Source organism: Clostridium boliviensis, from assembly GCF_033342255.1.
Taxonomy (GTDB): domain Bacteria; phylum Bacillota; class Clostridia; order Lachnospirales; family Lachnospiraceae; genus Lacrimispora; species Lacrimispora boliviensis.
The window spans coordinates 35,687-61,192 of the sequence record NZ_JAWONS010000252.1; the positions used below are offsets into that span (position 1 = coordinate 35,687).

The 25,506-nt window shown below is 42.6% G+C and carries 20 protein-coding genes; all 20 read right to left on the minus strand.

The genetic code is table 11. The features are described 5' to 3' along the window. Positions 1 to 113: 113 nt before the first annotated feature. A complete protein-coding gene (locus RZO55_RS17150; protein WP_318065482.1) occupies positions 114 to 2,021 on the minus strand; it encodes a sigma-54-dependent Fis family transcriptional regulator in 1,908 nt (635 codons plus the stop codon). A gap of 52 nt (positions 2,022 to 2,073) precedes the next feature. Continuing rightward, complete coding sequence (locus RZO55_RS17155; RefSeq protein WP_318065483.1) at positions 2,074 to 2,505, minus strand: aldo/keto reductase; 432 nt, start codon at positions 2,503 to 2,505, stop codon at positions 2,074 to 2,076. Positions 2,506 to 2,517: 12 nt separating this feature from the next. Then, on the minus strand, positions 2,518 to 3,660 hold the full coding sequence (locus RZO55_RS17160) for a glycerate kinase family protein (RefSeq protein WP_318065484.1): 1,143 nt from the start codon (positions 3,658 to 3,660) through the stop codon (positions 2,518 to 2,520). A gap of 111 nt (positions 3,661 to 3,771) precedes the next feature. Next, positions 3,772 to 4,671, minus strand: coding sequence for a dihydrodipicolinate synthase family protein (locus RZO55_RS17165; RefSeq protein ID WP_318065485.1), 900 nt, complete (start codon positions 4,669 to 4,671; stop codon positions 3,772 to 3,774). A gap of 24 nt (positions 4,672 to 4,695) precedes the next feature. After that, positions 4,696 to 5,628 carry a 2-hydroxy-3-oxopropionate reductase gene (gene garR, locus RZO55_RS17170; RefSeq protein ID WP_500683311.1) on the minus strand — a complete coding sequence of 311 codons (933 nt, stop codon included), beginning with the start codon at positions 5,626 to 5,628 and terminating at the stop codon, positions 4,696 to 4,698. 137 nt (positions 5,629 to 5,765) lie between these two features. Next, positions 5,766 to 7,646 (minus strand): PrpR N-terminal domain-containing protein, encoded by a 1,881-nt coding sequence (locus tag RZO55_RS17175; RefSeq protein WP_318065487.1) that lies wholly within the window; start codon positions 7,644 to 7,646, stop codon positions 5,766 to 5,768. A gap of 92 nt (positions 7,647 to 7,738) precedes the next feature. Next, positions 7,739 to 8,497 (minus strand): N-acetyltransferase, encoded by a 759-nt coding sequence (locus RZO55_RS17180; protein WP_318065488.1) that lies wholly within the window; start codon positions 8,495 to 8,497, stop codon positions 7,739 to 7,741. 107 nt (positions 8,498 to 8,604) lie between these two features. Further along, the gene (locus RZO55_RS17185) at positions 8,605 to 9,117 is read right to left on the minus strand and encodes a ferritin (protein ID WP_318065489.1); all 513 of its coding nucleotides are present in this window, start codon (positions 9,115 to 9,117) and stop codon (positions 8,605 to 8,607) included. 146 nt (positions 9,118 to 9,263) lie between these two features. Then, positions 9,264 to 11,426, minus strand: coding sequence for a protein translocase subunit SecD (gene secD, locus RZO55_RS17190; RefSeq protein ID WP_318065490.1), 2,163 nt, complete (start codon positions 11,424 to 11,426; stop codon positions 9,264 to 9,266). Between the two features lie 22 nt (positions 11,427 to 11,448). Further along, on the minus strand, positions 11,449 to 11,886 hold the full coding sequence (locus RZO55_RS17195) for a hypothetical protein (RefSeq protein ID WP_318065491.1): 438 nt from the start codon (positions 11,884 to 11,886) through the stop codon (positions 11,449 to 11,451). 80 nt (positions 11,887 to 11,966) lie between these two features. After that, positions 11,967 to 12,500, minus strand: coding sequence for a hypothetical protein (locus RZO55_RS17200; protein ID WP_318065492.1), 534 nt, complete (start codon positions 12,498 to 12,500; stop codon positions 11,967 to 11,969). 117 nt (positions 12,501 to 12,617) lie between these two features. Continuing rightward, entirely contained in the window at positions 12,618 to 14,285 is a 1,668-nt protein-coding gene (locus RZO55_RS17205; RefSeq protein WP_318065493.1) for an alpha-glucosidase, read from the minus strand. Positions 14,286 to 14,305: 20 nt separating this feature from the next. Next, positions 14,306 to 15,988 carry a glycoside hydrolase family 13 protein gene (locus tag RZO55_RS17210; protein ID WP_318065494.1) on the minus strand — a complete coding sequence of 561 codons (1,683 nt, stop codon included), beginning with the start codon at positions 15,986 to 15,988 and terminating at the stop codon, positions 14,306 to 14,308. A gap of 16 nt (positions 15,989 to 16,004) precedes the next feature. Next, entirely contained in the window at positions 16,005 to 16,865 is an 861-nt protein-coding gene (locus tag RZO55_RS17215; RefSeq protein ID WP_318065495.1) for a carbohydrate ABC transporter permease, read from the minus strand. After that, positions 16,862 to 17,902 carry a carbohydrate ABC transporter permease gene (locus RZO55_RS17220; RefSeq protein WP_336624321.1) on the minus strand — a complete coding sequence of 347 codons (1,041 nt, stop codon included), beginning with the start codon at positions 17,900 to 17,902 and terminating at the stop codon, positions 16,862 to 16,864. The genes RZO55_RS17215 and RZO55_RS17220 overlap by 4 nt, the downstream gene beginning before the upstream one ends. Positions 17,903 to 17,972: 70 nt before the next feature. Further along, on the minus strand, positions 17,973 to 19,307 hold the full coding sequence (locus tag RZO55_RS17225; protein ID WP_318065496.1) for an ABC transporter substrate-binding protein: 1,335 nt from the start codon (positions 19,305 to 19,307) through the stop codon (positions 17,973 to 17,975). A gap of 179 nt (positions 19,308 to 19,486) precedes the next feature. Beyond that, the gene (locus RZO55_RS17230; protein WP_318065497.1) at positions 19,487 to 20,500 is read right to left on the minus strand and encodes a LacI family DNA-binding transcriptional regulator; all 1,014 of its coding nucleotides are present in this window, start codon (positions 20,498 to 20,500) and stop codon (positions 19,487 to 19,489) included. 102 nt (positions 20,501 to 20,602) lie between these two features. Beyond that, positions 20,603 to 23,752 (minus strand): alpha-mannosidase, encoded by a 3,150-nt coding sequence (locus RZO55_RS17235; protein WP_318065498.1) that lies wholly within the window; start codon positions 23,750 to 23,752, stop codon positions 20,603 to 20,605. Between the two features lie 20 nt (positions 23,753 to 23,772). Further along, the gene (locus RZO55_RS17240) at positions 23,773 to 24,594 is read right to left on the minus strand and encodes a carbohydrate ABC transporter permease (protein WP_318065499.1); all 822 of its coding nucleotides are present in this window, start codon (positions 24,592 to 24,594) and stop codon (positions 23,773 to 23,775) included. A gap of 13 nt (positions 24,595 to 24,607) precedes the next feature. Next, positions 24,608 to 25,486 carry a carbohydrate ABC transporter permease gene (locus tag RZO55_RS17245; protein WP_318065500.1) on the minus strand — a complete coding sequence of 293 codons (879 nt, stop codon included), beginning with the start codon at positions 25,484 to 25,486 and terminating at the stop codon, positions 24,608 to 24,610. Positions 25,487 to 25,506: the final 20 nt, after the last annotated feature.

Below are 25,506 nucleotides of genomic sequence, written 5' to 3' on the forward strand. Positions count from 1 at the left end.
GGCAGACACCACAAGCATTTTGTCTTTTTTTGTCATCTTTCTTATTCTTTCAAATAATGAAATGAGGGTTGCAATTATTTGCAATCCTCATTTCATTCTGGATATTCCCGCCCTTATAAGTCATAGTTATCTCCAATTCCGTAACGCTTCATCTTCCTCCACAAAGTTGTTGTACTGATCTTCATTGCTTCTGCCACCTCAGTCCGTCTTCCGTTATATTGTTCCATCAGCCGCTCTATGCGCAGAGCTTCCGGATTCTGGGTTTTTACGATCTGAGCAGTTCCATTTTCTTCTCTGATAACAGGATATAGCTCCTGTAATAAACTCTTCACCATTCCCTCTTCCACTTTTCTTCTGTGGGCAGTAAGTACCAGACGCTCACAAAAGCTCTCCAGCTGCAGTATATTTCCTTCCCAGAAATATTCCTCCATTACCCGCAAAGCATCCTCACTTATTTCCACAAATCTGGAATAAGCAGTGTTATATTTTTCAAGATACATCCCAGTAAAACGGCGTATTTCTTCCGGCTCTTTTCTTAACGGAGGCAGAGAAATCTTTAAAGAGGAAAGGAAAAAATATAAATCCTCCCGGAATATCCCCTGTTTTACAAGTACTGCCAGTTCTTTATTGGAAGCAGCAATCAGCCGTACAGGCAGAACACGCTTAACCATAGAATCATGATCCCAGAAAAGCCTGTCACGAACTGCTTTAAAAAGCAGGTACTGGCATTCTGACGATAACCGGTCCACCTCTTCTAAAAATACCGTTCCAGAAGCGGCCGTTTCCAAAGCACAGCCTGACTTTTTTCTGTTCTCCTCCCCAAAACCAAACAGAACTCGTTTCTGCTCTTCCTGCGTTAGTGTACTGCAGTTAATACGGATAAACGGGCCTCCTCTTTGAGGACTGTTATTGTGAATCGCCTCCGCAAAGATTTCTATTTCCGTGCCTGTCTCTCCGTAAATAAAAACAGGATTTTTAGAAATACCATAAGCTCTTGCCAGCTTTATACACCGTTTCATCTCGCCGGACTCTCTTCGGATATGGTGAAAATTATGGCCTGCCAGATGACTGCCAGCCAGCTTAACTCCCTGCTCTGACACTTCCTCCCGCTCCGTAGTCCGGACTTTATGACAGGTTAGAATGGCTCCACTGTAATGCCCATCGTACTGAATTGGGGCTCCGATCACCATTAACAATTGATTTTTTATGGAAAAAGATGTGGAGTAAAGTTCTTCTCTTCCGCTTAAGATCCCCTCTATGCTTTCTGCATCGATTCCGTCAAATACCTTATCAATCGGAAAACCGATTACCTCACTGTTCGGTTTGCCTAACAGCTGCTCAATTACACGGTTTACTGCCACAATCTCCTGATAAGCATTGATTTTAATAATTCCGCTAAAGGATGTATCAAGAAGCGTATCAAGCTGAGCCTTGTTGTGCTTTTCCAGCTCTGCCAGCTCAAGCATATGAACTGCCATCTGGAGTGCTTTTTTAATGGACTCCTCACCTGTTTCCATAAACAGGCTGGGAAATCCGATTTCAAAAGCTATCTGATTGGTTTTTACTCCGCCGATAATTAAGTCCACACCATCAATAATAGCCTGACTTACTAAATTCCTGGTCTCATCAAGCTCATTCAGTTTATAAAAATGCAGTTCAAAATCAAACAGATCGTCAAGGTCAGCCAGGCTTTCAAACATATTCTCAAATGCCACAATTCCAATTGAGGGGTGATCCTTTTTCAACATTTTTTTCGCTTTTAAGATCATAAATCCGATCTCACGCACAGTGATCGGCATTTCCACAACCGGAATATTTAAACTTTCCTTAATCAGCGTAGCCTGCAGCCCTCTGGCAATAATAACACGGGCGCCTGCATCAATTGCCTCTTTTGCCTCTGCTGCTGCATTAGAGTTTTCTACCACCTTTAAAATCTGAACCTCAGTATTTTCTTTCTTTAATACATTCTGCGCATATTTTAAAATGGTCTGTCTTGGAAGAAGAATCGCAATCTGTTCCATACCTGGCCTCATTTCAAAAGAATTCAGTCAATGACTCTAGTTTATTAAAACATTATACAATATTCAGATACGTCTTTCTTACTGGTGCAGGAAAAGCCTGATTTATCTCTTTAAGTTCGTCTTCTGTCAGGACCACTTCCCACGCTTTTGCATTGTCAAGTGCATGGTGCTTATTTCCTGTACGGGGTATGGCCACCACATTTCCACTTTGGATTACAAAAGCCAGAAGAATACTGGAAACTGTACACCGATGAGCATCTGCAATGCGAATCAGCACCGGATTTTCATAAAGCCCCTGTTTTAAATCACCCGCCTGTGCCAGAGGGCAATATGCCATCACAGGAACTTTGTGTTCTTTCATCCATGGTATTAAATCGTATTCAATTCCTCTGGATGCCACATGATAAAGAACCTGATTGATCTGGCAGTTAGACGGTACAGCAGTTCCGTCCGGCAGCATGATACATTGTTTACTATTTTCCATTTTCTCCCCTTTTTATTCTTTCAAACTCATTCCGGCTCTCAGTATACGAAATGTGCGCTGTGCCGCTCCCCGATATAATTCCACAGACCGCTCCATGGCCTCTTCTATGGCCATTGCTCCCTGAATGGTGGTGGTGATACTTTCAATTCCGTGTTCATAGATTTTCTCGGCTCCATCCCCCATGCCGCCTACTATGGCAACAGCCGGTATCCTTCTTTTCTTACACCGCATGCCGATCCCACTGGGAACCTTTCCAAACGCAGACTGCCAGTCCATTCTACCTTCTCCGGTAACGACTAAATCTACTCCCTCTAACAGGGAATCAAACTGAATTAAGTCCAGAACAGTTTCAATTCCGGATTTCATATTGGCGTTTAGAAATACGTTCAAAGCTGCGCCAAGGCCACCTGCAGCTCCGGTCCCTTTAATCTGGTCCACATCAATGCCTGTCAGTTCCAGCAGCTTTCCTGCATAGGATTTCATATCCGTCTCCAGACGTTTAAGGACTTCAGGAGTTCCTCCTTTTTGTTTTCCAAACGTGTAGGTTGCGCCATTTTGCCCAGTCAGCGGATTCATTACGTCACACATCACAGTAAATTCTGTCTCTTTCACGGCCGGGTGAAGTCCGCTTATATCAATGCGGTCCACGCTTCCTAAGTCTTTTCCGTAACCTGTCAGCTGGTTTCCTTCTTTATCAAGGAATTTCACACCGAGAGCTGTCATGGCACCCATACCGCCGTCATTGGTTGCGCTTCCACCGATTGCAATGGCAATATTTCTGTACCCTTCATCCAGAGCAGCTTTAATCAGCTCCCCTGTCCCATAGGTTGTGGTATAAAGAGGATTTCTCTTCTCTGACGGAACCATGGGAAGTCCGGATGCCTTAGCCATCTCGATCACTGCATGGCTTCCATCGAACACTCCGAACTCTGCAGTTGTCTCTTCCATCAGCGGACCGTGTACTGATACGGTTTTGATCTGGCCATTCATAGCATCAATTACCGCCTCTATGGTTCCTTCCCCTCCATCTGCCACAGATACTCCGCTGCACTCACAATCCGGAAAAATACGTTTTGCTTCTTCTGTAAGGATTCCTGTAATCTCCTCAGATGATAAGGATCCTTTAAATGAATCAGATGCAAATAAAAATTTCATCGCCTGCCCCTTTCTTCATACGCCTGAAACGAAAAACAGGCCGGCAGCCTATCAACAGCCACCAGCCTGCCTTTTTCTTATATTAATGTTTCCCGTAATGATCTCTTATTACTAAATGAGCCCCGCTGTCTCCATCTCTTTTCTGATCTGGCTGAGAACTGTTCCTTCGGGAGTGGCAATATTGGGTTTATAAGGAAGTCCTACGTTTCTGCCTCTTAAATTTGCCATATCCTTAGCTGCTACCGGGAAGCTTGCCGGATCCATGGAAAGGCGGACCGGATTTAGCTTAAACTGTGCTTCCAGAGATCCTTTTAAATCACCGGCTGCAAATTTGTTGTACACATCCGTAATCAGTTCCGGCATAAAGTTGGCAGCTGTACAAACACCGCCTACTGCGCCGTGGCACATAGATGCATATAACAGTGTATCTTTTCCGCCGAATACTTTAAAATCTGTTCCCCGGGTTCTTCGAATGAATTCCGCTGTCTGGGTGATATCACCACTGGTATCCTTCATACCGACGATGTTATCGAATTCCTTTGCCAGACGCTCAACCAGACCAGCGGACATGGTATAGCCTACACGTCCCGGGTTGTTGTAAAGCAGCATTGGGGTCTGTGGTACGGTTTCTGCAATTCTTTTAAAATGATTAAAAAGCTCTGTTTCTGTAGGCTTTAAAAACATGGGCTGAAGAACGGAAATACCTGCAGCACCGTTTTCCACAGCCATCTTTGCCAGACGGCAGCATTTTTTCGTGCTGATGGCTCCGATGCCAAAGTAAACCGGAACCCTTCCAGCTGCCTGATCTACCATTATTTTCAGCCCGCGCTCCATCTCGTCATCTTCTACTGCATAAAACTCTCCATTGCTTCCGAATGCCAGAATACCAAGCACGCCGCCATTAATTACATAATCAACCTGATCTCTTAATTTTGCTTCATCAATCAGCTCATTTTCGTCAATAGGCGTAAGGATGGGCACAATAACGCCTTTAATAAAATCTGTATTCATGATTTTTTGTCCTCTCCGTCCAGCCTATTTTTGCGGTTCTACAGTTGTATTTGCTATTTTTTCATAATATTTCACAATGCTGGAATGATCCTCTTTATCAAAACCGTCTGCTCTGATCCCCTGCATAATCTCCATCAACTGACCTGTTAAAGGAACAGGAGAGCTTACATTATGTGCTGCATTCAAGGCATTGTTTAAATCCTTGATATGAAGCTCAATACGGAAGCCAGGTTTAAAGTTTCTGCTTAACATCATGGGTGCTTTTGCATCCATAACTGTGGAACCAGCCAGACCACCACGGATTGCCTGATAAACAAGTTCCGGATCAGTTCCTGCTTTTTTAGCGAAAGTAAGAGCTTCTGATACAGCTGCGATATTTACAGCAACAACAATCTGGTTCGCCAGTTTTGCCACATTTCCTGCACCAAGCTCTCCAACGTAAACAACCGATCCTGCCATAACCATAAGCATATCATAATATTTGTCAAAAAGTTCTTTCTTTCCGCCAACCATGACAGATAAGGTTCCGTCGACTGCCTTTGGTTCTCCGCCGGATACCGGAGCATCAAGCATATCAATTCCAAGCTTTTCAAGTTCTGCTCCGATGGCTCTGCTTTCCGTTGGATCAATTGAACTCATATCAATGACTACAGTACCTGGCTTTGCACCCTCTGCTACACCATTCTCGCCTAAAACTGCTGCTCTTACATGAGGAGAGTTTGGCACCATGGTAATCACAACTCCACACTGGGAAGCCAGTTCCTTTCCGGTCTCAGTGGAAACTGCGCCGCAGGAAACTACATCTGCAACTGCTTCTTTATTAAAATCAAATACTACTAATTCATGACCTGCTTTTAACAGATTCTTTGCCATAGGTCTTCCCATAATTCCTAAACCGATAAATCCAATTTTCATATGCTTACCCTCACTTTTTTCATTCTGTCTGCAGTTACCGATGGGTATGTCCCATCTCTGCTGTGATTATAGATAAAAAAAGAACGTTCTGCTATGGGCGGAATCAACGAATGGGAAGCATTCATTTATACAAATCCTCTATAATTTCATTAACATCTCATTATCATTTCATTTTTATTTCATTCCAGGTGATATTTTTTCATCTTTCTCCATAAGGTAGCCTTGCTTATTCCCAGTTCTTTTGCTGTCTTTTCCCGGCTTCCTCCCAGTTTCAAAAGAGTATCCCTGATTTTCCTGGCTTCTATGGGATATGAGACTTCCTGCTCTCTTATAAAATCATCAAAGGATTTTTCCTTTCCTTCTCCTGGATACATTTCACTGAGAAGCCGTTCCACAAAAACCTCGTCAAGACTCCTCTTTTCCGCTGTGAGAACGAGGCGTTCGCAAAAATTCTCCACCTGGATCAAATTGCCGTTCCATGGATGATCAAGCAGAATCTGAAACGCCCCTTTCGTCAGCACATGATACCTGGAATAATGTTCACAGCAGTCACGCAGAGTCTCCCGGATCTTATGCTCTAAATCTTCTTTTCGTTCTCTTAAGGCTGGAATCTCAACTGCCAGCCCTCCCAGAAGATAATATAGTTCTCTCCGAAACGTCACCTCTTTTGCCAGTGCAGAGAACGGAACGGATGACGTCACCATGATCCTCACCTCTGTTCCTGCGTACCGCTGCCCATCTTTTCCCATTCGGTGTTTATGACGGATCAGCTGGTAAAGACGGTACTGGTTTGCCTTCGTTAAGGCCTGCACATCTTCAATCAGCAAAGACCCGCCCTTTGCCTGGACAACTGCGCCCTTATCCCCAAAGATCATGTCATACTGAACCTCTTCCCCCAGCCCGTCGCAGGATATATTGATAAAAGGTCCCTCTTTATGAAGCCCTGCATTGTGAATGCACTGAGCCAGAAGCTGTTTTTCCGTTCCCGGCTCTCCTGTAATGACTACCGTCTTTTCCGAAAGTGCATACAGCCGGGCAATGCGCAGGCAATCCTGCATGCTCACCGATTGCTGTAAAAGATCACTGAATTCTCCCAGCGCTACAGCACCTCTTAAGTGATTTTTCCCTTTTAAATCATGTCCTTTATTTTGTCTGCGCTTCATTCGATGGCAGGTAAGTATGGCTCCCTCCACCTTTTTTTCAATAACCACCGGAGCTACAATAGCAAATACAGAGGTCCGGTTGATCTCCATAAACAGAGAATAAGATTCCTTTCCGTATTGCAGAACCTGGCAAAACGGCTCACCCAAAAGCTCAGGGAACACCTCGGTGGCAGGCTTTAAAAGTATTTCCTTCTTTTTTTTCTCCAGTATATCTTCCATGATTGCATTGATATCCACAATATTGCCAGAAGCATCAAGCCTTGCCACACCGTTAAAGGAATAATCAAGAAGAGTCTCTATCTGGGCAGCATTACGCTTTTCCACTCCCATGGCATAGTCAACACTTTCCGCCATAGACAGGGCATTTCTCATTGAATCCTCCGTATTGGAGAGAAACAGGGATGGCATGCCTGCCTTTCCTGCTATCCCCACTGCCGTGTCACCTCCAATGATCAAATCCACTTCATCACGTACTGCCTGTCTGGCCATATCCTCCAGAACATCTCCCTTTTCGGCAAAATAGGTCCGCATCTCAATCCCGTATATAGTATCAAAGTAAGACATGTCGCAAAACATATTTTTAAATCCAACCACTCCAAGAATCGGATTGTCCTTTTTCAAAATCTGCTTTGCCTTGCTGACTAACAGCGCCATCTCCTGTGCTGTTATCACAATTTCCACTACGGGAATATCAGTATACTGCTTGATAAGAGAAGCCTGAAGACCTCTTGCAATGATAATAGATGCACCGTTTGCAATGGACTGGCGGGCTTCAGAGACGGTATCTTCTGTTTTAATGACTCTCATTTCACCAATCTCATAATTTTTCTCCTGAACAATGTTATGCGCCTGATAAATCATCTCTTCTCTGGAAACAAGCAATGCGATCTTTCCCATCTGATTTCCTTCCTTTTGTTTATTTCTCTTGTTTATTTCATTTTACTATAATAAAAAGACGGTGTCCATTTTCTTTGCAATATCCCCTGTTTCTATTGGAATTTCAACAGTATCTGATCAAACTTTTTTTCGGATAGAATCTCATTGGTAACAAATTCCCCATTGTAAAACAGACTGTATGTAGTAAATGGAGCAGGACACTCCTTTGCCTCCTCTGCGGACTCAAACCTGTGTGTATGCAGGCAAACGCCCCGTTCCTTTGCCAGTTCTTCAATCAAAGGCACATATCTGGCAGTATAGGGACACTGATGGGAGTAATAAAGTACAAATCCATCTTCCATAGTTTTTTTCTCTTTCACAGACACTGTAAATTCCGGTTTTGGACCATTCTCTTCAAAAGGCAGATATAAAAGTTCATAATAAGGCACAGCCTGATCTGCTAACAGGAATCCTTTATGCTTTAAGTATCCGGGATCTGATAAGAAAGGCATCTTCTTTTTTGAAGAAAGAACCACAAGTCCTTTTTTCCCCTTTTGCCTGCTGTCTGCAATACAGTTTTCTAAAAGCAGATTGGAATATCCCTGGCTTTTAAACTTTCCCGATACCCACAAGCAGTTAATGTACATATATCCCAAAGCATTGACCGGTGCCCAGGCTTTTTCCGCAGGAATATATTCGATAAAACATTTCCCTCTTACATTTACTTTTTTAAACACCAGTCCGTCACGAAACCTGTCTGCCAGCCAGCCTTTCTTTGCTGTCACCTGGCAATCGCTGTTATCCGAAATGGCGCAGCAGATATGCTCTGTCTCTAAGTTTTTCTCTGATACATCTATGATTTTCTCATTCATTCCTGTTTCCCCCTCTTCATTAAAAATAACAGTCCCTGCCGGAATATAATAACATACATTCCGGCAGAGACTGCTCATTATTTAAATCTTAACTTTCTTTAGTAACATCAGATTACCAGCGTTGGTGGAGTATAAACTCTGGCCGCCAGCTCTGAATCAAGGAGATAAAGCCCCTTTGCGTCATTGCCGAACAGATCATATCTTTTAATAATCTCGTCCGTATTCTTTTCTTCTTCACTCTGTTCTTTTACAAACCAGTCAAGGAACTGCATGGTACGGAAATCCTTTATATCATATGCTGCTCCGTAGATATCATGAATCGCAGTAGTCACTTTTACCTCATGCTCAAACGCTTCCATGGCGGGCTGACGGAAATCCGTGAACTCAAACGATGGACCCTTAATATCCGTAAGAACGATCTTTTCCCCATTCTGAAGGAGATAATCCATGAAAAGCATGGCATGGTCCCGCTCCTCCTGTGTCTGTATTTTAAACCAGTTTGCAAACCCGTTTAAATTCTGGTCAGCATAATAATTTGATATATCCAGATATATATATGCGGAGTAAAGTTCGAAATTAATCTGTTTATTTATCTTAGCAACTATCTCTTTGTTAAGCATAATCGTAATCCTCCTTTATTCTGTAAATGATTGTTTAATAAACAAAGCTTTCTGATATTTACATTTTTTTTTAATATCAGCTTGTTTATTGTTTCATTCTAACATTTTTATCAAAAATATTCAAGAAGTTGATCACAATTTCTTTCTTATTTTTCTTTCTTTTTCTCCCACATTGCCCAGAGGGTACCTGCCACGCAGATCGATGAGTAGCAGCCTGTCAGGATACCAAAGAACATTGGAAGAGAAAACTCCATGATGGATTCAATATGGAAATAAACAGAAGCCACCATAATAATTAATACACAAATCCCAGTTGTAAAGGACGTATTAATGGATCTTCCCAGTGTCTGGGAGGTGCTTAGATTTACCAGCTCATCAACCGGCATTTTTAAATCCCGTTTCTTATTCTCCCGGATTCTGTCATACACAACGATTGTATCATTAATGGAATAACCGATAATCGTCAGCACGACAGCAACAAAAGCATCATTTAACGGAATCTGAAACAATACAAATGCAAAGAATACCACAAAGACATCGTGAACCAGCGCAATCGTTGCCGTAATTCCTGCCGGAAGACCGGATATAACGGAAAAACGGATCCATACATACACTACGATGAAAATGATTGACAGTATAATAGCAGCGGCAGCATTCTTAAGCGCCTTTGCTCCGATGTAAGGTTCTACCACAAAGGTCTCGGAGAGTTTGGCATCATCCTTCCCAATGGTACTGTTAATTGTATTCGTGATCGTCTTCTGCTCGTCTGGAGAGATACCTGCATTTCCTGCAAGGGTTACTGACAGCCGCTTTAATCCGGTCATATTATCTTCCTTGATCTGAACGGTTACCGGACGATTCGTTTCTTTTTCAATCGCTGCCTGAATCTGATCAGTATCCTCCTGTTGTGATACGGAATAGGACAGCACAGCACCTCCTGTAAACTGGGTATCAAGCTTCACTCCAAAGATGAAACACCCTGCGATACCGGACACAATCACCAATCCTGAAATAATGGCAAAGATATATTTTTTCTGATAAAACGGGATAACTTTCTTATCCTTTCTGATCCGGAACCACTTTTCATTCTTCCAGAAATCAGACTGCACCAATGACAGGATAAACTGCTTTGATACAGTAACTCCAATCAGAAGATTTACGATCATACCAACTAACAGGGTATAGCCAAAGCTTAACATGGTTCCTGATCCAAAGATCATTAAAATAACGGCAACAATCGCAGTCGTTACATTCCCATCTAACACAGAAGAAAAGGCATTCTTATAACCGGAAATAACAGCTCCCTTTACAGATGTCCCCTTCTTTAATTCATCTGAAATACGTTCTGAAATAATAATATTAGTATCCACTGCCATACCAAGAGTCAGAATGATTCCCGCGATTCCGGGCAGGGTCAGGGTATACTGCGGCACCGAAACAGCCAGCATCTGGATCACCATCTGCAAAACCAGAGTGATACATGCAACTACTCCGGGCATACGGTAGAACACAATCATAAACAGGCAGATCGCAAAGAAAGCTGCAATTCCCGCATATACCATGATTGTCAGGGCATTGCTTCCTAAAGACGGACTGATTGTGGAGAAATTATTGGTTTTTAATGAGAATGGAAGCGCACCTGCATTAATCTTCTCAGCCAGTGCCTTAGCCTCGTCATAGGTTTTCATACCGGTAATGACTGCCTGGCCTCCTGATATCTGGTTCTTGACCGTGGGATTGGATATCAGATTATTATCCATGTAGATTCCCATTCTTTTTCCCACCAGTTTTCCTGTGGCATCCTCAAACAGCTTCGATCCATCGCTGTTAAAGGTAAGAGACACCACATAGGTTTTGATTCCTTTGGAGTTGTTGGTCTGGGGAGTGGCTTTTTCCACATCCTTTCCCTGAATTAAGACGTTTCCTTCGGGATCCTTAAATGTAAGTTCCGCCATCTCACCTAATTCTGAAATCGCATCCTCCGGATTAAAATCTGTCTCTCCGGATTTCCATGGGAACTGTACGATGATATAGCCTGCATTCTTGTCCACAGTTACTTCACGGTCAGTTATGTTCTGACTGTCCATACGGCTCTCAATCACTTCTCTTGCCGATTCCAGTTCCTGGGCAGTAGGTTTCCGGTCTAACCCCTGGGGTTCAAAGATAGCCTCCACGCCTCCACGGATATCAATTCCAAACCGCATGTCAAAAATTCCTTTAACACTATCTCCCGCTCCAAATACGGCGACAGCAATAAAAGCTGCAATGATTAAAACTAATGCAGCAAGCATATTCTTTCCTGGCTTCATAAAATTTTCCTCTTTTTTTATTTTATTTTTTCTGCCATAGCCTGCCTGCTGCCTCTTTCTCTCCGTCTGAATTATGAATATAATGGATCACAAACATTCTGCTTATGGATCCCTCCTGCCAAAGGACTGTGCGAAGCTGCCAGAACGCAAATGGGATCAATAAATAGATTGATTTTAAGCTGATAAAATCCAGGGGGATACTCTGATCGGATGAACGCCTTGTGATGTTCAGCAAAACATCACCGACTGTTTCCTCTCCCAGCACATCATTGAATTCAATCAGCCCAGCTGTTTTTTTATGAAACAGGTTATCACTGGTAACAGTGTCAGCTGAAACATAGCCTGGATGTCCGAAACGCTTCACCACTTGAGCGGTATTCAGTTGTGTAACAAATACTGCCGTGCAAAAAAAGCATGCCAGTATCAGTCGGATAAAACCTGGTTTCTTCCTGATTTCCAATATGTTCCCCCCCTGTTTCTATTCTTGTTGCATTGTAACACAATTTGACAAAAATGCAACGTTACAATGCTGACAAAATTCTACAATATTGGCAGTTTCTTCAGAAGCTGTTCTAACTGCTCTCTTTCCTCTTCACTTAAACGGGACAGCACTTCCTTATCTGCCTCATTGATCCAGTCTTCTGATGCCTTAACCCCTTTGCCCGACAGGGAAAAATGAAGTTCTCCCTGGGATTCTTTCTTTTTTATGATATATTCTTTTTTTTCAAGTTTCTCCAGACACTCCTTTAACTTCTCACTTTCCATGCCTGTATCCGCTTTCAGCTGTTTTGCCGTCTTCTGATCTGCCTTATACAAGGCTCCCATCACCAGGACTCTCAGCTTTTTGCCGCTGATTTTATGATCCTTCTGCCCAAACAGGCGGTCAAATCCAAGTTTATAATATAGAAGAATTCTGCCAAAAGATGGTTCATAAGTTTTCGTTTGTAAAACTGCATCTTCTTTGGCCTTCATTGATTTTACATAAACCTTCCCTTTGCTGCAGTGAAGATCATTAAACGGACAATGCCGTTTGCAGCAGGGACAATGAAGCTGATCTGATTTTTTGTCACCCATGATTATTTTCCTCCTTTGTTTGAGAAACGAAGGGGCATATACCCACGTATATACCCCTTCGTTCATTATATTCCTCTGCAGAACCAATGTCAACGATACCACGGACAATCATATTATTTATAATTCCAGGACAACAACCTCATATCCCTTCAGTAACAACGATGTTCCATTGCCGCTAACTGTTTCATAATTATGAAGCAGAACCTTTCTGTATGGCTGTTCCAGTTTTATTTCCTGTTCCGCCATTTTAAAGTTTCCTATTATAAGAATTCTTTGGTCTTCTCCGATTCTGTAATAAGCCATCACCCGTTCCTCATCCGTATAGGCAGGTATAAACTGGCCATATATGAAGGTATCCTTATATTCTTCGGACTTTCTTAGTGCAATCAGCTTTTTATAATAGTGAAAAACAGAATCCGGATCTGTAAACTGGCGCTTTAAATTATTAGCAGGGTAATCGGGGCTGACCAAAAGCCATGGCGTTCCTTTGGTAAAACCGGCATTTTCACTGCTATCCCACTGGAAGGGTACCCTGGCATTATCCCGGCTGTAACGTCTCACAGCCTCAAGAGCCTGCTCATTGGTAAGCCCGTTTAACTGTGCCACCCTGTATTCTTCCAGAGTGGAAACGTCATCATACTGGTCAATGGAGTCAAAGGGAACATTTTCCATTCCTATTTCCTGGCCCTGGTAGATAAAGGGAATTCCCTGTAACAGGAAATAAAGTGTTGCAAGCATCTTCTTTGCTTCATCAGAACACTCTCCCTCCGGAATATATCTGCTTACTCCCCGAGGTTCATCGTGATTTTCAATAATATTGGAGAGAAAACCAATTCCCTCTGCTCTCTTCTGGCTGTTAAAGCAGCATTGTCTGTAATCATCGGGAGTAACCGGCTGATTGTCATACCAGCCCTTTTCACTGGCTCCGAATACCGTCTGGCTAAAATCAAAGATACTGGAGAAGCATCCATCTTCCCCTATAAACTCAGACAAGTCACCCTTTTTTTCATTAAAAACTTCCCCCACTGTAAACGCATGATATCTGCGGAAGGTCGAGTCACGCATTTCCTTTAAAAACTCCATCACACCATCATTTTCGTTTAACATCGCCCTGCAGTCTGCCAGCCCGTCTTCCCGGTCAGCCTCATAATCATGAAAAGGAAGAGCCTTTTTTATATTCATAATGGCATCAATCCGAAATCCGGCAATACCTTTTTCAAGCCACCAGTTGATCATATCGTAAATTTCTTTGCGGACAACGGGATTCTCCCAATTTAAATCCGGCTGCTTTTTATGAAAAAGATGAAGATAATACAGATTGGTATCTCCGATCTGTTCCCATGCACTTCCTCCGAAATAGGAACGGATATTGGAAGGCTCTTTTCCGTCTTTTCCTTCCCTGATGTAAAAATACCTGCCATATTCCCCCGTTGGATTCTTTAGGGCTTTCTGAAACCATTCATGCTCATCGGAACAATGGTTGACCACAAGATCAAGAAGAATAGAAATATTCCGTTTCTTCGCTTCCGCTATCAACTCTTCTAAATCATGCATGGTACCAAACCTGGGGTCAATATTATAATAATCTGAGATATCATATCCCTGATCTGCAAAGGGCGACGGGTATATGGGAGAAAGCCATATAATATCAATTCCAAGATCCTTTAAGTAATCTAACTTTGAGATTACGCCTCTTAAATCTCCGATTCCATCACCATTGGTATCATAAAAACTCTTTGGATAGATCTGATAAGCGACTTTATCATGCCACCACTGTTTTTTCATTTCATATTTCTCCATTCAGGTTATTTTATTTCTGCATAGTAAACTGCTGCTTCATATGGACGCAGTCTGCCCTGTCTTATATCCGGAGGACAATCGTAGTTATAAATAAGACACTCCGCCTCTTCCCCTTTAAAACCCTCAGGAAAAGATAACTCTGCTTCCTCATTGGAAAAATTACAAAGTACCAGAAGTTTCTCCGTTCCAAGGTTTCGAATATAGGCAAATATCCTGATATCATCTTTCATAATCAGCTGATAGCTTCCGTATACAATAATCTTATAGTTCTTTCTCAGTCTGATAAGTTTCCTGTAATAATGAAATACGGAATTTTCATCAGCCAGTTCTTTCTTTGCATTGATTTCTGAATAATTAGGATTCACGGGTATCCAGGGGACCCCTTTGCTGAATCCGGCGGCCGGACCATTATCCCACTGCATAGGGGTTCTTGCATTATCCCTGCTTTTGCACCGTAAATAGCTCATCATTTTTTCATGGCTTACAAGCCCTTTCCCAGTAAGCTCCTTATAAGCATTCAGACTCTCGATATCCCTGAACTGAGTTAATTCTGTAAATGGGAAATTGGTCATCCCAAGCTCCTCACCCTGATAGATATAAGGAGTCCCTCTCATCATATGCAGGCAAGTTGCGAGCATCTTTGCGGAAACCTCTCTGTATCGGCTGCTATCGTCACCAAAACGGGATACTGCTCGTGGCTGGTCATGATTATCCCAGTATAAGCTATTCCAGGCATCGTCTCCCAACTCCTCCTGCCATCTGGACAGAATCCGTTTTAATCTTAACAGATCCGGTTTTTTATCCGTCCATTTTAACAGCTCTCCATCTCCCTCCACATGTTCAAAATGAAACACCATATTTAACTCATGTTCCCTGGCTCCTGCATATTTTCTGGCTTCCTCCACCGTAACACCGGCTGTCTCCCCTACCGTCATCAAATCATAGTTAGACAATACCTTCTGATTCATCTCCTTCAGATAGGTATGAACCTTTGGTCCATGAACGGCATAAGGAGAAAAGTCTCCGTAAAGGTCATCCTTCACTTCTCCGTCCGGAAGCGCCGGGTCCTTGGATATCATGCTGATCACATCCATACGAAAGCCGTCAATTCCCTTCCTGCACCACCAGTCCATCATCTCAAATACTTCTTTTCGCACCTTCTCATTCTCCCAGTTTAAGTCAGGCTGCCTGGGAGAAAACAGATGAAGGTAATACATGCCCGTTTGTTCATCCAATTTCCATGCAGAGCCTCCAAAACAGGATCCCCAGTTATTCGGCGGCTCTCCTTCCCCTTTTCCTTCTTTCCAGATATAATAATCCCTATAAGGGTTCTCTCTGCTTTTCCGGCTCTCCAAAAACCATGGATGTTCGTCGGATGTGTGGTTCACAACCAGATCCAACAGGATTTTAATCCCATTTTCATGTGCAGCCTTTAAAAGATCATCAAAATCTTTCATGGTTCCAAACTCATCCATAACCTTTTTGTAATCACTAATGTCATATCCATTGTCATCATTGGGGGACTGGTAAATGGGAGAAAGCCAAATCACATCAATTCCCAACTGTTTTAAATAATCAAGCCTTTCCCTGATCCCGTTTAAGTCTCCGATTCCATCTCCGTTGCTGTCTTGAAAGCTTCTGGGATAGATCTGATATACCACTGCCTCTTTCCACCATTTTCGTTCCATAGCAGACTCCTCTCCATTATTTGATTGCACCTTCTACCATTCCCTGAATTATCTGCCTTTGGGCGCATAAAAACAAAATAACAATAGGGATCATAGCCAGAAATGCTGCTGCCAGGATCAAATCCCACTGCTTGACATAGGAACCTACAAAGCTGCTTACTGCCACAGGCAGAGTTTTAATTCTTCCATTCAGCCCAAGCATCAGAGAAGGAAGAAGATAATCGTTCCAGATCCAGATTCCGTTTAAAATCAGTACCGTCATCTGCACAGGCTTTAAAAGCGGAAATACGATTTTGAAGAATGTATTCTCAGGACTGCAGCCATCGATCCATGCTGCTTCTTCCAGTTCCTTTGGAATTCCCTTTATAAATCCATGAAGAATAAACACGGATAAAGAACCACCAAAACCCAGATAAGCAATAATGATTCCAGTGTAACTGCTTAACATGGCAATCCCCGTAAATTCAGACACCTTACGGAAGGTTGACAACAGAGGAAGCATTACCACCTGGAAGGGGATGACCATAGATGCCACAAACATCATAAAAATTACCTGTGACCATTTTGTCTTATTCCGCACCAATACCCATGCTGCCATACTGGAAAATACGGTCAGCAGTACCAGGCTGACAGTGGTTATGTATAAGGAGCTTCCAAAGGATCTCCAATAGCTGAAATTCTGATTTCCAATAACATTTTTCAAATTAACAAACATCTGTCCCCAGTCAGAAGGCGGTGCTATGGGACTGATCACAATATCTGCGCTCTTTTTGGCAGAATTGAATATAACCAGAAGAAAGGGAGAAAGCACGAAAAGCGACAGCACCAAACCGGCAAGTTCCGGCACCAGTCGTTTGAATTTAAAATTTCCTGTCATAATTCCACCTCCCGTTTCTTACTGATAGAAACCTGTGTCAGAGAGACTGCTGCCAGTATGAGAAAGAATAACACTGCTTTTGTCTGACCCTGGGCATATCTGTTTCTGGCAATTGCCGTATTATAAATATTAAGAGCCAGAAACTCGGTGGAGGCAACTGCCTTCGCTCCCAGAATCCGGCTGGGTGCCCCGTTTGTAATGGCATAATTTAAGTCAAACTGCTTAAAGGAATTGACCAGTGTTAAGAAAATACATACGGTAAAGGTATTGGCAATCATCGGCAATTTGATATGTAAAAGTTTTTTTAACGCTCCTGCCCCATCTACCGCCGATGCTTCCAGAATATCTCTTGGAACTCCCTGAAGTCCGGTGACATAAATCATCATAATATATCCGGCGTACTGCCATGTACTAACAATGAGAATCGCAAAAAATGCCAGATTGGGGCTGGTAAGCATGGAAACACTTCCTGCTATCAGGCTTGTAAACACTTTATTAAATATAAACTGCCACACATATCCCAATACAATACCCCCGATTAAATTGGGAAGAAAGAAAGATGCCCTGTAAAAATTTCTTCCTCTTACCTCCGAGGTGCATAAAAGCGCCAGAAAAAATGCCACAAAGTTAACAGAAATCATATTAAAAACTGTAAATAAGAATGTAATAAGCAGCGAATATAAATAATCCGGTGCACGAAACATCTGTCCATAATTCTTAAGTCCTACAAACTGTGTAAATTTAATTCCATTCCAGTCCGTAAACGAATAAAAAATGCCAAATAAGAAAGGGATCAGCACGGTTATGAAAAAAGCGCCTATGAGAGGCAGCAGAAATAAACCACTAACGATCTCCCGGTGTTTTCTTCCCGGAAACAGATAAAGACCAATGATAACCAGAAGCAGCCCTCCTGCAAGCAATGGACCCCTTCCCCTGAAATTTCGGTTGTAAAAATCAAAATACAGCCCGCAGCAAATCATACCAATACCTATTACTGCCGGCAGAACATTCATTATCTTTTTTGCTTTTCCCTCCATACGTTTTCTCCTTTATCTCTGCTTTCACGCTGCCATATGGATACGGGCGGCTTTTGGCCGCCCTTACCTATTATTTTTCCACGTAGTCTGCAATAGCCGTCTGCATCATGTTCACAAATCCATCTTTATCAATCTCACCTTTTGCATACAGCTCAAACACGGCACCAGTGGAATTCATGGCGATTCCTTCCGGCATCTTTGTCCATTCCCAGGAATAGGTATTAGCTGCATCCACATAGGTCTTTAAGCTCATGGCCAGAGGTGTTTTAGGACTGACTTTACAGGTGGTGTAAGGAGAAATCATTCCGCAGTCACTTACCAGACATTCCTGTCCTTCTTCGCTCAGAGCCAGCTCTTTCAAAAATGCTTTGCATGCGTCAATGTTCTTGCCTTTATTATAAACAGCCCACCATGATGGGCAGTCTGCAAGAACGCCTTTCATCTCTTCTTTTGTAAATGCCAGAGGTGCAATTCCACATTCAAATTTTACATTGTAATCAGGAAGTGACGGATCAATCCAGTTTCCCTGAGTAATAAATGCGGTTTTTCCCTGTGCCCATAACGCAAGCTGATCGTCATAGGTTCCGGATATCAGGGTATTCTTATCTGAGTAATCAAACAACAGCTTCATAAAATCAGCAAACTGCCCCAGACGTTTAGTATCCGTCTTACCGGATTTTAACTGATCAATATAGGTGGTATCCCCTCTCTTTAACCCGCCGGATAAATAGTAACCAAAAAGATGGTTTCCTGTTGACCAGTACATCTGTCCGGATTCAGCTGCAACCGAGCATACGGCAGTCAGACCCAGTTCTCCCTTTTTCTGGTCAATGGCCTCAAAGGCTTTCTTATACCCGTCATAGCTAGTGAGAGAAGCAGGATCTATACCTGCTGCTTTCAAAACGTCTTTATTATATGTAATACCATACCCTTCTACTGCATAAGGAAATCCTACTGTTTTCCCATCCTCTGACTTAAAACCGAACTCAGTCTGGGAAGCCCATTCCTCTCCGCTTAAATCAGTCATATAATCCTTCCAGGTCTGATAATCGCCTTCGCCCCCGAATACGAATAAATCAGGCATGTTACCTGCTGCCAGATAGCCCTTCATGGTTCCATTGATGTCAACTCCGCCTCCAAGTGACTCAATCACAACCTCCTGACCGGTCTTTTCCTGATATTTTTTAGCAAAGGCTTTTAACGGCTCATCTATTTCAATCTTTCCGTTAACAATCCGAATGGCTTCCCCGCCGGACTTTGCCTGGCTATCGCCCTCGTTTTCTGCGGATTGGCTGCCCGCAGATGACGTCACTGTTCCATCAGACTGTGTGCTCTTCCCACAGCCTGTAAGTGACAAAACTGCCGCTGCTCCCGCCAATGCCATAACCCATAAGTATTTCTTCATAATTCACCCTCCATTATTAAATATGCTGTTAAAATGTGGCATTTTATTAAATATATTGTAACTTATGCGCATAAGTTCCTTATAAAGTATATTAGCACTTTATGAATGATATAACAAGGTTTTTTCATTCATTTTTTAAATTATTTCAAAAATAAAAAAGGCTCCCTTAACAGGAAACCTTAAATTTTTCTCACAGAAGATCGTTCTACGATAAAAATCGGAAGCTGTTCAAAGTTGGCTCCGTAATTCTCTTCGTTTATAATATGAAACAGCTTTTCCACAGTGATCCGGCTTTTTTCCGTTACGTCCTGATGAACCGTTGTTAATGCAGGTCTTACCAGCCGGCTGCAGATATTATCATCAAATCCCACGATGGATAGCTCTTGTGGAATTTTCATCCCCCGGTCCTTTAAATCATTTAAAATATAAGCCGCATAATAATCTGATGCACAGATAAAAGCAGTAAAATCCGAAACTCTCTCATAAGCCTGGGATAAAATAAGGGATAAATCAGCACCGCTTGGTTTCAGCCTGATAAAGTTGTCTTCGTTCCATGGCAGACCGGCACCAGTCAGTGCGTCACGGTACCCCATAAACCTTTGGTAATCTACTCCTATACAGTTATCCGCCAGAAATGCAATTTTCTTATGACCGGCCTGCAGGAGATATTCCGTAATCTCCCTGCCGCCTTTTCTGTCATCGAGACCTACATTCACATACTCAAAATTAGCATCTTCAAAATAGGCGTCTACAAAAACCATGGGCGTTTTCATTTTCTGATTTAACAGTTCCCCATCTTCTTTCTGCATTCCAAGAAGAATCAGACCATCCACATTCCAGCTGGAAACCGAGCTGATAATTTCCCCTATGTCGCTGGAAACATAGAGCATGGTAAAATACCCTTTTGCACGTACAAACCGCTCCACTGCTCCAATTAACTCCCCTGCAAAGGGATCTTTTACAAAGTTATCGTACTTATTTTCACTGGCTTTCATAGCCAGCCCGATTATTCCGGACCGGTTCCTTGCCAGATTTCTGGCATTTCTGTTTGGAACATAGTCATATTCTTCAATCAGCTTCTTCACCTTTTCCACCATAACAGGCGATACTTCCCCGGCTTTTCCATGAATCACGTTGGAAACGGTGGTCGTACTGGTGCCAAGCATTTCAGCCATTTTTTTAATTGTAATCATACCATGCTCCTTCCTCTCCCTGTAAACCCGCATAAATTTCTCCTATCTATTCTATTACGGCACGTTTATTAATGCAAGCAGGAAGGAGCATGAACAGATTACCTATTTCAGTTTTATTTTCCAGGTCTTAATCTCATAAGGTTTTATAGTATAGGAAGCTGCGGCCTCTGTAAATGGGATTTCCTGTTCCTCTTCCTCCAGCATACTGCATTCCCAGATGCCCAGGATCTCCCTTCCAAAAATCATCTCCCCTGTGGTTCTTTCATTTGCAGTCTCATAGAAGCGGATTATCAAGTCATTGCCTTTTCTTGCTTCCTTTACCACTTCGATAATCACATTGTCTGCATCTGTTTTAACAAGGGAGAATTCGCCTGGCAGACTGCCTTCATCAGATTCTTTTAATCTTGCAGCCATGGGATTGTTAAGAAGATAAGCCCTCTTTGGCGTACCTGCTTCTTTCCAGTCCCCCTTATGAGGATAGATGGAAAATACAAAGCTGTGATGCTCCTTGTCTGCGTCAGGATTTGGATATACTGCTGATTTTAACATGGAGATTCCGATCTCTCCATTATGAACATGACAACCATATTTACAGTCATTTAATACACTGACTCCGTAATCACCCTCGGAAACATCCAGCCATTTATGCATGCATACCTCAAATCTGGCATAATCCCACATGGTATTATAGTGGGTCTTGCGCTTTACATTTCCATACTGAATATCAAAGACAGCCTCGTCTGTATGAACGTCAAAGGGTATGATGGATTTCATAAAAATATTCTTTTCCTTCCATTCGATCTCGTTGCGTATAAGAATTTCAGGACTGTTATAAGTGAGGGAAATGTACTGTTCAATAACAGAATCCAGGTATTTTCTCTTTACACAGACAGTGGCACGGATGGGACCGTTTTCCACAAGTTCCATAGAAGTAACATCTGTAACTTCCCAGGATTTTTCCACATAATAATTATTTACATCCCAGGCGTCATAATTATGTGGGCGGTCCTCGTAGGTCATCAGCACATTGGCGCATTTCTGATCCGGAAGAACTTTACGTTCCATAATCTTATCGTAGATGGAAGATATCTGCCCCTTCTCATTTAAGGCAACATGGACGAACTGATTCTCCAGATGTCTCTCATCTGCCGTGAGCAGGGTTTTAACACCATTCCCATTCTCTTCGGTCAAAACAAATGTGCGATAACCCTTTGACGGTACCCCGGATGGGCAAAACAGCACGGTTCCATCTTCTGTAAGCTGTACCGGAAGCCTGTTATCTCCATCTGTGACTCCAGGGTTTTTCATGCCTTTTGGAAGCTTTACGGATACCACTCCTTCCCCTGAGACGCTGTTGGGATTAAAGACAACCAGTGTGTTTTTAGTCCCGGCTATCTGCTTTGTCACTTGATCCAAAGCCAGATCCACTAATTCGTTACCAGTCTTTGTAATCTTCTCATACTCATTTCTGGAATCCTCATACACCTCTTTTATGGATGAGCCTGGAAGGATATCATGAAATTGATTTCTTAAAATAACTTCCCAGCTTTCGTCAATGACTTTCTTTGGATAGGCGCTATCTGTCAGTATCCGGTTAAGCATCCCGAAACATTCCGCATTTTCGAAAAGAAACTCGGACTTACGGTTGTATTTTTTATTTCTCGCCATAGAGGTATAAGTTCCCCTGTGATATTCCAGGTAAAGTTCCCCTACCCAGGAAGGAAGATACTTATGTCCCTTTACCTCATTCTCCAGATTTTCAAAGAACCCTCTGGAAGTGGTCATTTTCGTTTTGGGACAGCCTGGAATTCCCTTCTCAAGCCTTCTCTGATTTTCCAGCATATCTTTTGTAGGACCACCGCCTCCGTCGCCATATCCAAAGGACATCAGCACTTCATTATTTAAGTATTTCTGACTATACCGTTCCCAGGCTCCTTTTACATAGGTGGAATTCAAATACGCATTATAGGTGGTAAAATGCTCTGTCTCTGTTCCTCCTAAAACTGCCGCCTTATTATATTCCCTGCTTGGGCTGAAGTGGGTCAGGATTTTAGTTCCGTCAATGCCCTCCCAGTAAAAGGTGTCATAGGGCATTTTATTAAATTCATTCCAACTGATTTTGGTTGTCATAAAGTACCGTATTCCGCATTTTTTCATAATCTGCGGAAGTGCGGCGGAATAACCGAATACATCGGGAAGCCATAAAATCACGTTGTCTGTTCCAAACTCTTCCCGAAAGAATTCCTTCCCGTGAAGAAATTGCCTGATCAGTGACTCTCCAGAGGATAAATTACAGTCCGCTTCCACAAACATGCCGCCTTCAGTTTCCCATCTTCCCTCTGCTACACGCTTTTTAATCTCTTCATACACATCGGGGGCGTTCTTTTTTACATATTTATAAAGCTGGGGCTGACTGGACATAAAAATATATTCCGGATATTGTCTCATCAGCTCCAGAACAGTGGAAAAGCTTCTCACTGCCTTATCCTCTGTAACAGCCAGAGTCCACAGCCATGCAACATCAATGTGGGTATGCCCCACACAGCATATGGTCCTGCTTTCTTTGCCACAGTACCGGTTATAAAATTCCTCCTTCATATAGGCGGAAGCTTTTTTTAAACTCTCATAGTATTCTTTCGAGTACTCCTTTCTTAAATCCAGCAGATTCAAAGATTCATTTGCTGCCGTTAAAATAGCAATACAGCTGCTGTCTCCGTCAGGCAGCAGTTTTGCAGTCTCATAAGGAACGGATACATCATAAAAATACTGTTCCGTCTCCTGGTCGAGAATGCGGATTTTAGAATCCATTACCAGCTTAAAGTTCTGATCTCCCGTGAACGCAGATAAAATAATACGAAAAGTCTCTCCTGCTTTTGCCTGTTTGGTCAAAAGTACTTCCCGGTGATTTACATCCAGTCCCTGACGTCTGACACCATTTACATAGATGGTAAACTGGGGATTAGTGGCATCCCAGAAGCCTTCCCGTCCCGTCCGCAGTTCATAAATTACGCACTGGTCTTCCCACTCCTCTGGTATGGTGACTTCCGTTTCAAACCAGTAATATTCTCTGTGTCCACCCCAAAGTTCTTCTTTTGAAAGCTTCTCCCAGGACTGCGTATCCAAATCACTGACATGCTCAAACCGTTCTGCTGATTTGAGCATCCGATACTCCGATACCGGAATATCTTCTCTATAAATCAAAGACTGTAAATCACTTAACAGCTTGCCTATTCTCTCTTTTATTAAAATCACGTGTAATTCCTCCTTTTTTATCAGCCCTTGGCTGCTCCGGCCATGTTAAAGCCTTTTGACATGTAATTCTGAGACAGAACATAAAGGACAATGGACGGAACTGCATAAACTGCGGAATACGCCGCTAACTGTCCATAGATTACCATTCCATGCTGACCGAAAAACTGATAAAGTGTCACCGAAGCGGGGAACTTATCAAGAGTCTGCAGCAAAATATAAGGAACAAAGAAATTGCCCCAGCTACCGGAAAAAGTGAAAATAAATACGACACAGATACCTGGAAACATAAGAGGTGCGATAATCTTTCTTAAGCTGCCAAAGGCAGATGCTCCATCCACCCACGCGGCTTCCTCCAGCTCCACTGGCACATTATCCATAAAATTCTTCATCAGCCAGATTCCATAAGGCATGGAGGTTGCCGTGAGAAATAGTATGAGTCCTCCGATTTTATCATACAGCCCTACTGTCAGAAACATTTTGTAAACCGGAACCATTACTGCTGTAATGGGAAGTGAGGTCATAAATAAAATCGTATATAAAAATATGTTTTTATAACGAAGTTCGTATCTTGACAAAGGATAAGCCGCAAAACCGGCAATGAGCACCACCAGTACGGACTGTCCTAATGAAATGAGAAGCCCATTTCCAAATGCTCTCTGATTTGCCTGATTAAGCAGAATGGTTTTATAATTCTCCATGGTCCACTGAGAAGGCATTTTCACTGCCTGGGAAGCATTGACATCAAAGGAGGCCAGTAAAATCCAGAGAAGAGGCAGAGCAAATATTACAGCTAAAAGTGTCAATACCACATAAGGTATTGTTTTACGAAATTTCCAATACATGTCGTTGCCTCCTTTAATCATTTCTCATAATTCTGGTATAAAATACGCTCAGAACAATTCCAATCACCAGGAGGATCATGGATATGGCAGTTCCATATCCCAGCTGCTGGGAAATAAATGCCTGTCTGTACATAAAAATGGGAAGAGTGAGGGTTTTTGTTCCCGGTCCGCCTCCTGTCATCATATATATCAATCCGAACACTCCAAGAGTGGACAGCGTATTCAGCATTGTATTGGTTGCAATGGTATTTTTAATGCATGGGAGGATAATCCGGATCATGGTCTGAAATGGTCCTGCTCCATCCACTCTTGCCGCTTCCTCAATATCTGCTGGTACTCCATCAAGAGCTGACTGAAAGTTCATCATGGAAAATGCTGTTCCGTGCCAGATATTTGCCAGTATTACCGTAAGCATAGGAACTGCAAATAAAAATTCCACTTGCGGCAGGCGTAAAAAAGAAAAAATCTGGTTTAAAGTTCCGCTGTCTCCAAAAAAGGTGCTGCAGCAAAGGGCTACTACCACCTCAGGCATAATCCAGCCTGCTAAAAAGATGGGACCTACAATTCCTCTGAAAATCCTGTTCTTATTTCTCATATTAAGAGCGATAATAAAACCTAAAACCTGCTGCCCAATCAGGCTTCCAAGCAGGAATACCAGCGTGTTTACAATGCTGATGCGGACAGTCCTGTCTTTAAACATGGTAAAATAATTACTCAGTCCGATAAATTTTAACTGCCTGGCATTCTCCCCTGACAAAGCTAAGTTGGTAAAGGAGTAATATACCGTAAGCAGTATGGGAGCGACAAAGAAAACAAGTAGAAGCAGGACTGACGGCATCAACAGTACCGATTTGTTCGCCTCTTCCAACAGGCCGCTTTGTTTTTTCTTCATAGTTGCCTCCTTTTGGAATG

Excerpts from the sequence above, each read along its gene's own strand:
- RZO55_RS17175 (WP_318065487.1), bottom strand. The coding sequence starts at position 7,646 with ATGGGAAAGATCGCATTGCTTGTTTCCAGAGAAGAGATGATTTATCAG.
- RZO55_RS17220 (WP_336624321.1), bottom strand. The coding sequence starts at position 17,902 with ATGGAGGGAAAAGCAAAAAAGATAATGAATGTTCTGCCGGCAGTAATA.
- RZO55_RS17210 (WP_318065494.1), bottom strand. The coding sequence starts at position 15,988 with ATGGAACGAAAATGGTGGAAAGAGGCAGTGGTATATCAGATCTATCCC.
- RZO55_RS17180 (WP_318065488.1), bottom strand. The coding sequence starts at position 8,497 with ATGAATGAGAAAATCATAGATGTATCAGAGAAAAACTTAGAGACAGAG.
- RZO55_RS17185 (WP_318065489.1), bottom strand. The coding sequence starts at position 9,117 with ATGCTTAACAAAGAGATAGTTGCTAAGATAAATAAACAGATTAATTTC.
- RZO55_RS17245 (WP_318065500.1), bottom strand. The coding sequence starts at position 25,486 with ATGAAGAAAAAACAAAGCGGCCTGTTGGAAGAGGCGAACAAATCGGTA.
- RZO55_RS17215 (WP_318065495.1), bottom strand. The coding sequence starts at position 16,865 with ATGACAGGAAATTTTAAATTCAAACGACTGGTGCCGGAACTTGCCGGT.
- RZO55_RS17150 (WP_318065482.1), bottom strand. The coding sequence starts at position 2,021 with ATGGAACAGATTGCGATTCTTCTTCCAAGACAGACCATTTTAAAATAT.
- secD (WP_318065490.1), bottom strand. The coding sequence starts at position 11,426 with ATGAAGCCAGGAAAGAATATGCTTGCTGCATTAGTTTTAATCATTGCA.
- RZO55_RS17230 (WP_318065497.1), bottom strand. The coding sequence starts at position 20,500 with ATGATTACAATTAAAAAAATGGCTGAAATGCTTGGCACCAGTACGACC.
- RZO55_RS17165 (WP_318065485.1), bottom strand. The coding sequence starts at position 4,671 with ATGAATACAGATTTTATTAAAGGCGTTATTGTGCCCATCCTTACGCCT.
- RZO55_RS17155 (WP_318065483.1), bottom strand. The coding sequence starts at position 2,505 with ATGGAAAATAGTAAACAATGTATCATGCTGCCGGACGGAACTGCTGTA.
- RZO55_RS17200 (WP_318065492.1), bottom strand. The coding sequence starts at position 12,500 with ATGGGTGACAAAAAATCAGATCAGCTTCATTGTCCCTGCTGCAAACGG.
- RZO55_RS17205 (WP_318065493.1), bottom strand. The coding sequence starts at position 14,285 with ATGAAAAAACAGTGGTGGCATGATAAAGTCGCTTATCAGATCTATCCA.
- RZO55_RS17240 (WP_318065499.1), bottom strand. The coding sequence starts at position 24,594 with ATGTATTGGAAATTTCGTAAAACAATACCTTATGTGGTATTGACACTT.
- RZO55_RS17160 (WP_318065484.1), bottom strand. The coding sequence starts at position 3,660 with ATGAAATTTTTATTTGCATCTGATTCATTTAAAGGATCCTTATCATCT.
- RZO55_RS17225 (WP_318065496.1), bottom strand. The coding sequence starts at position 19,307 with ATGAAGAAATACTTATGGGTTATGGCATTGGCGGGAGCAGCGGCAGTT.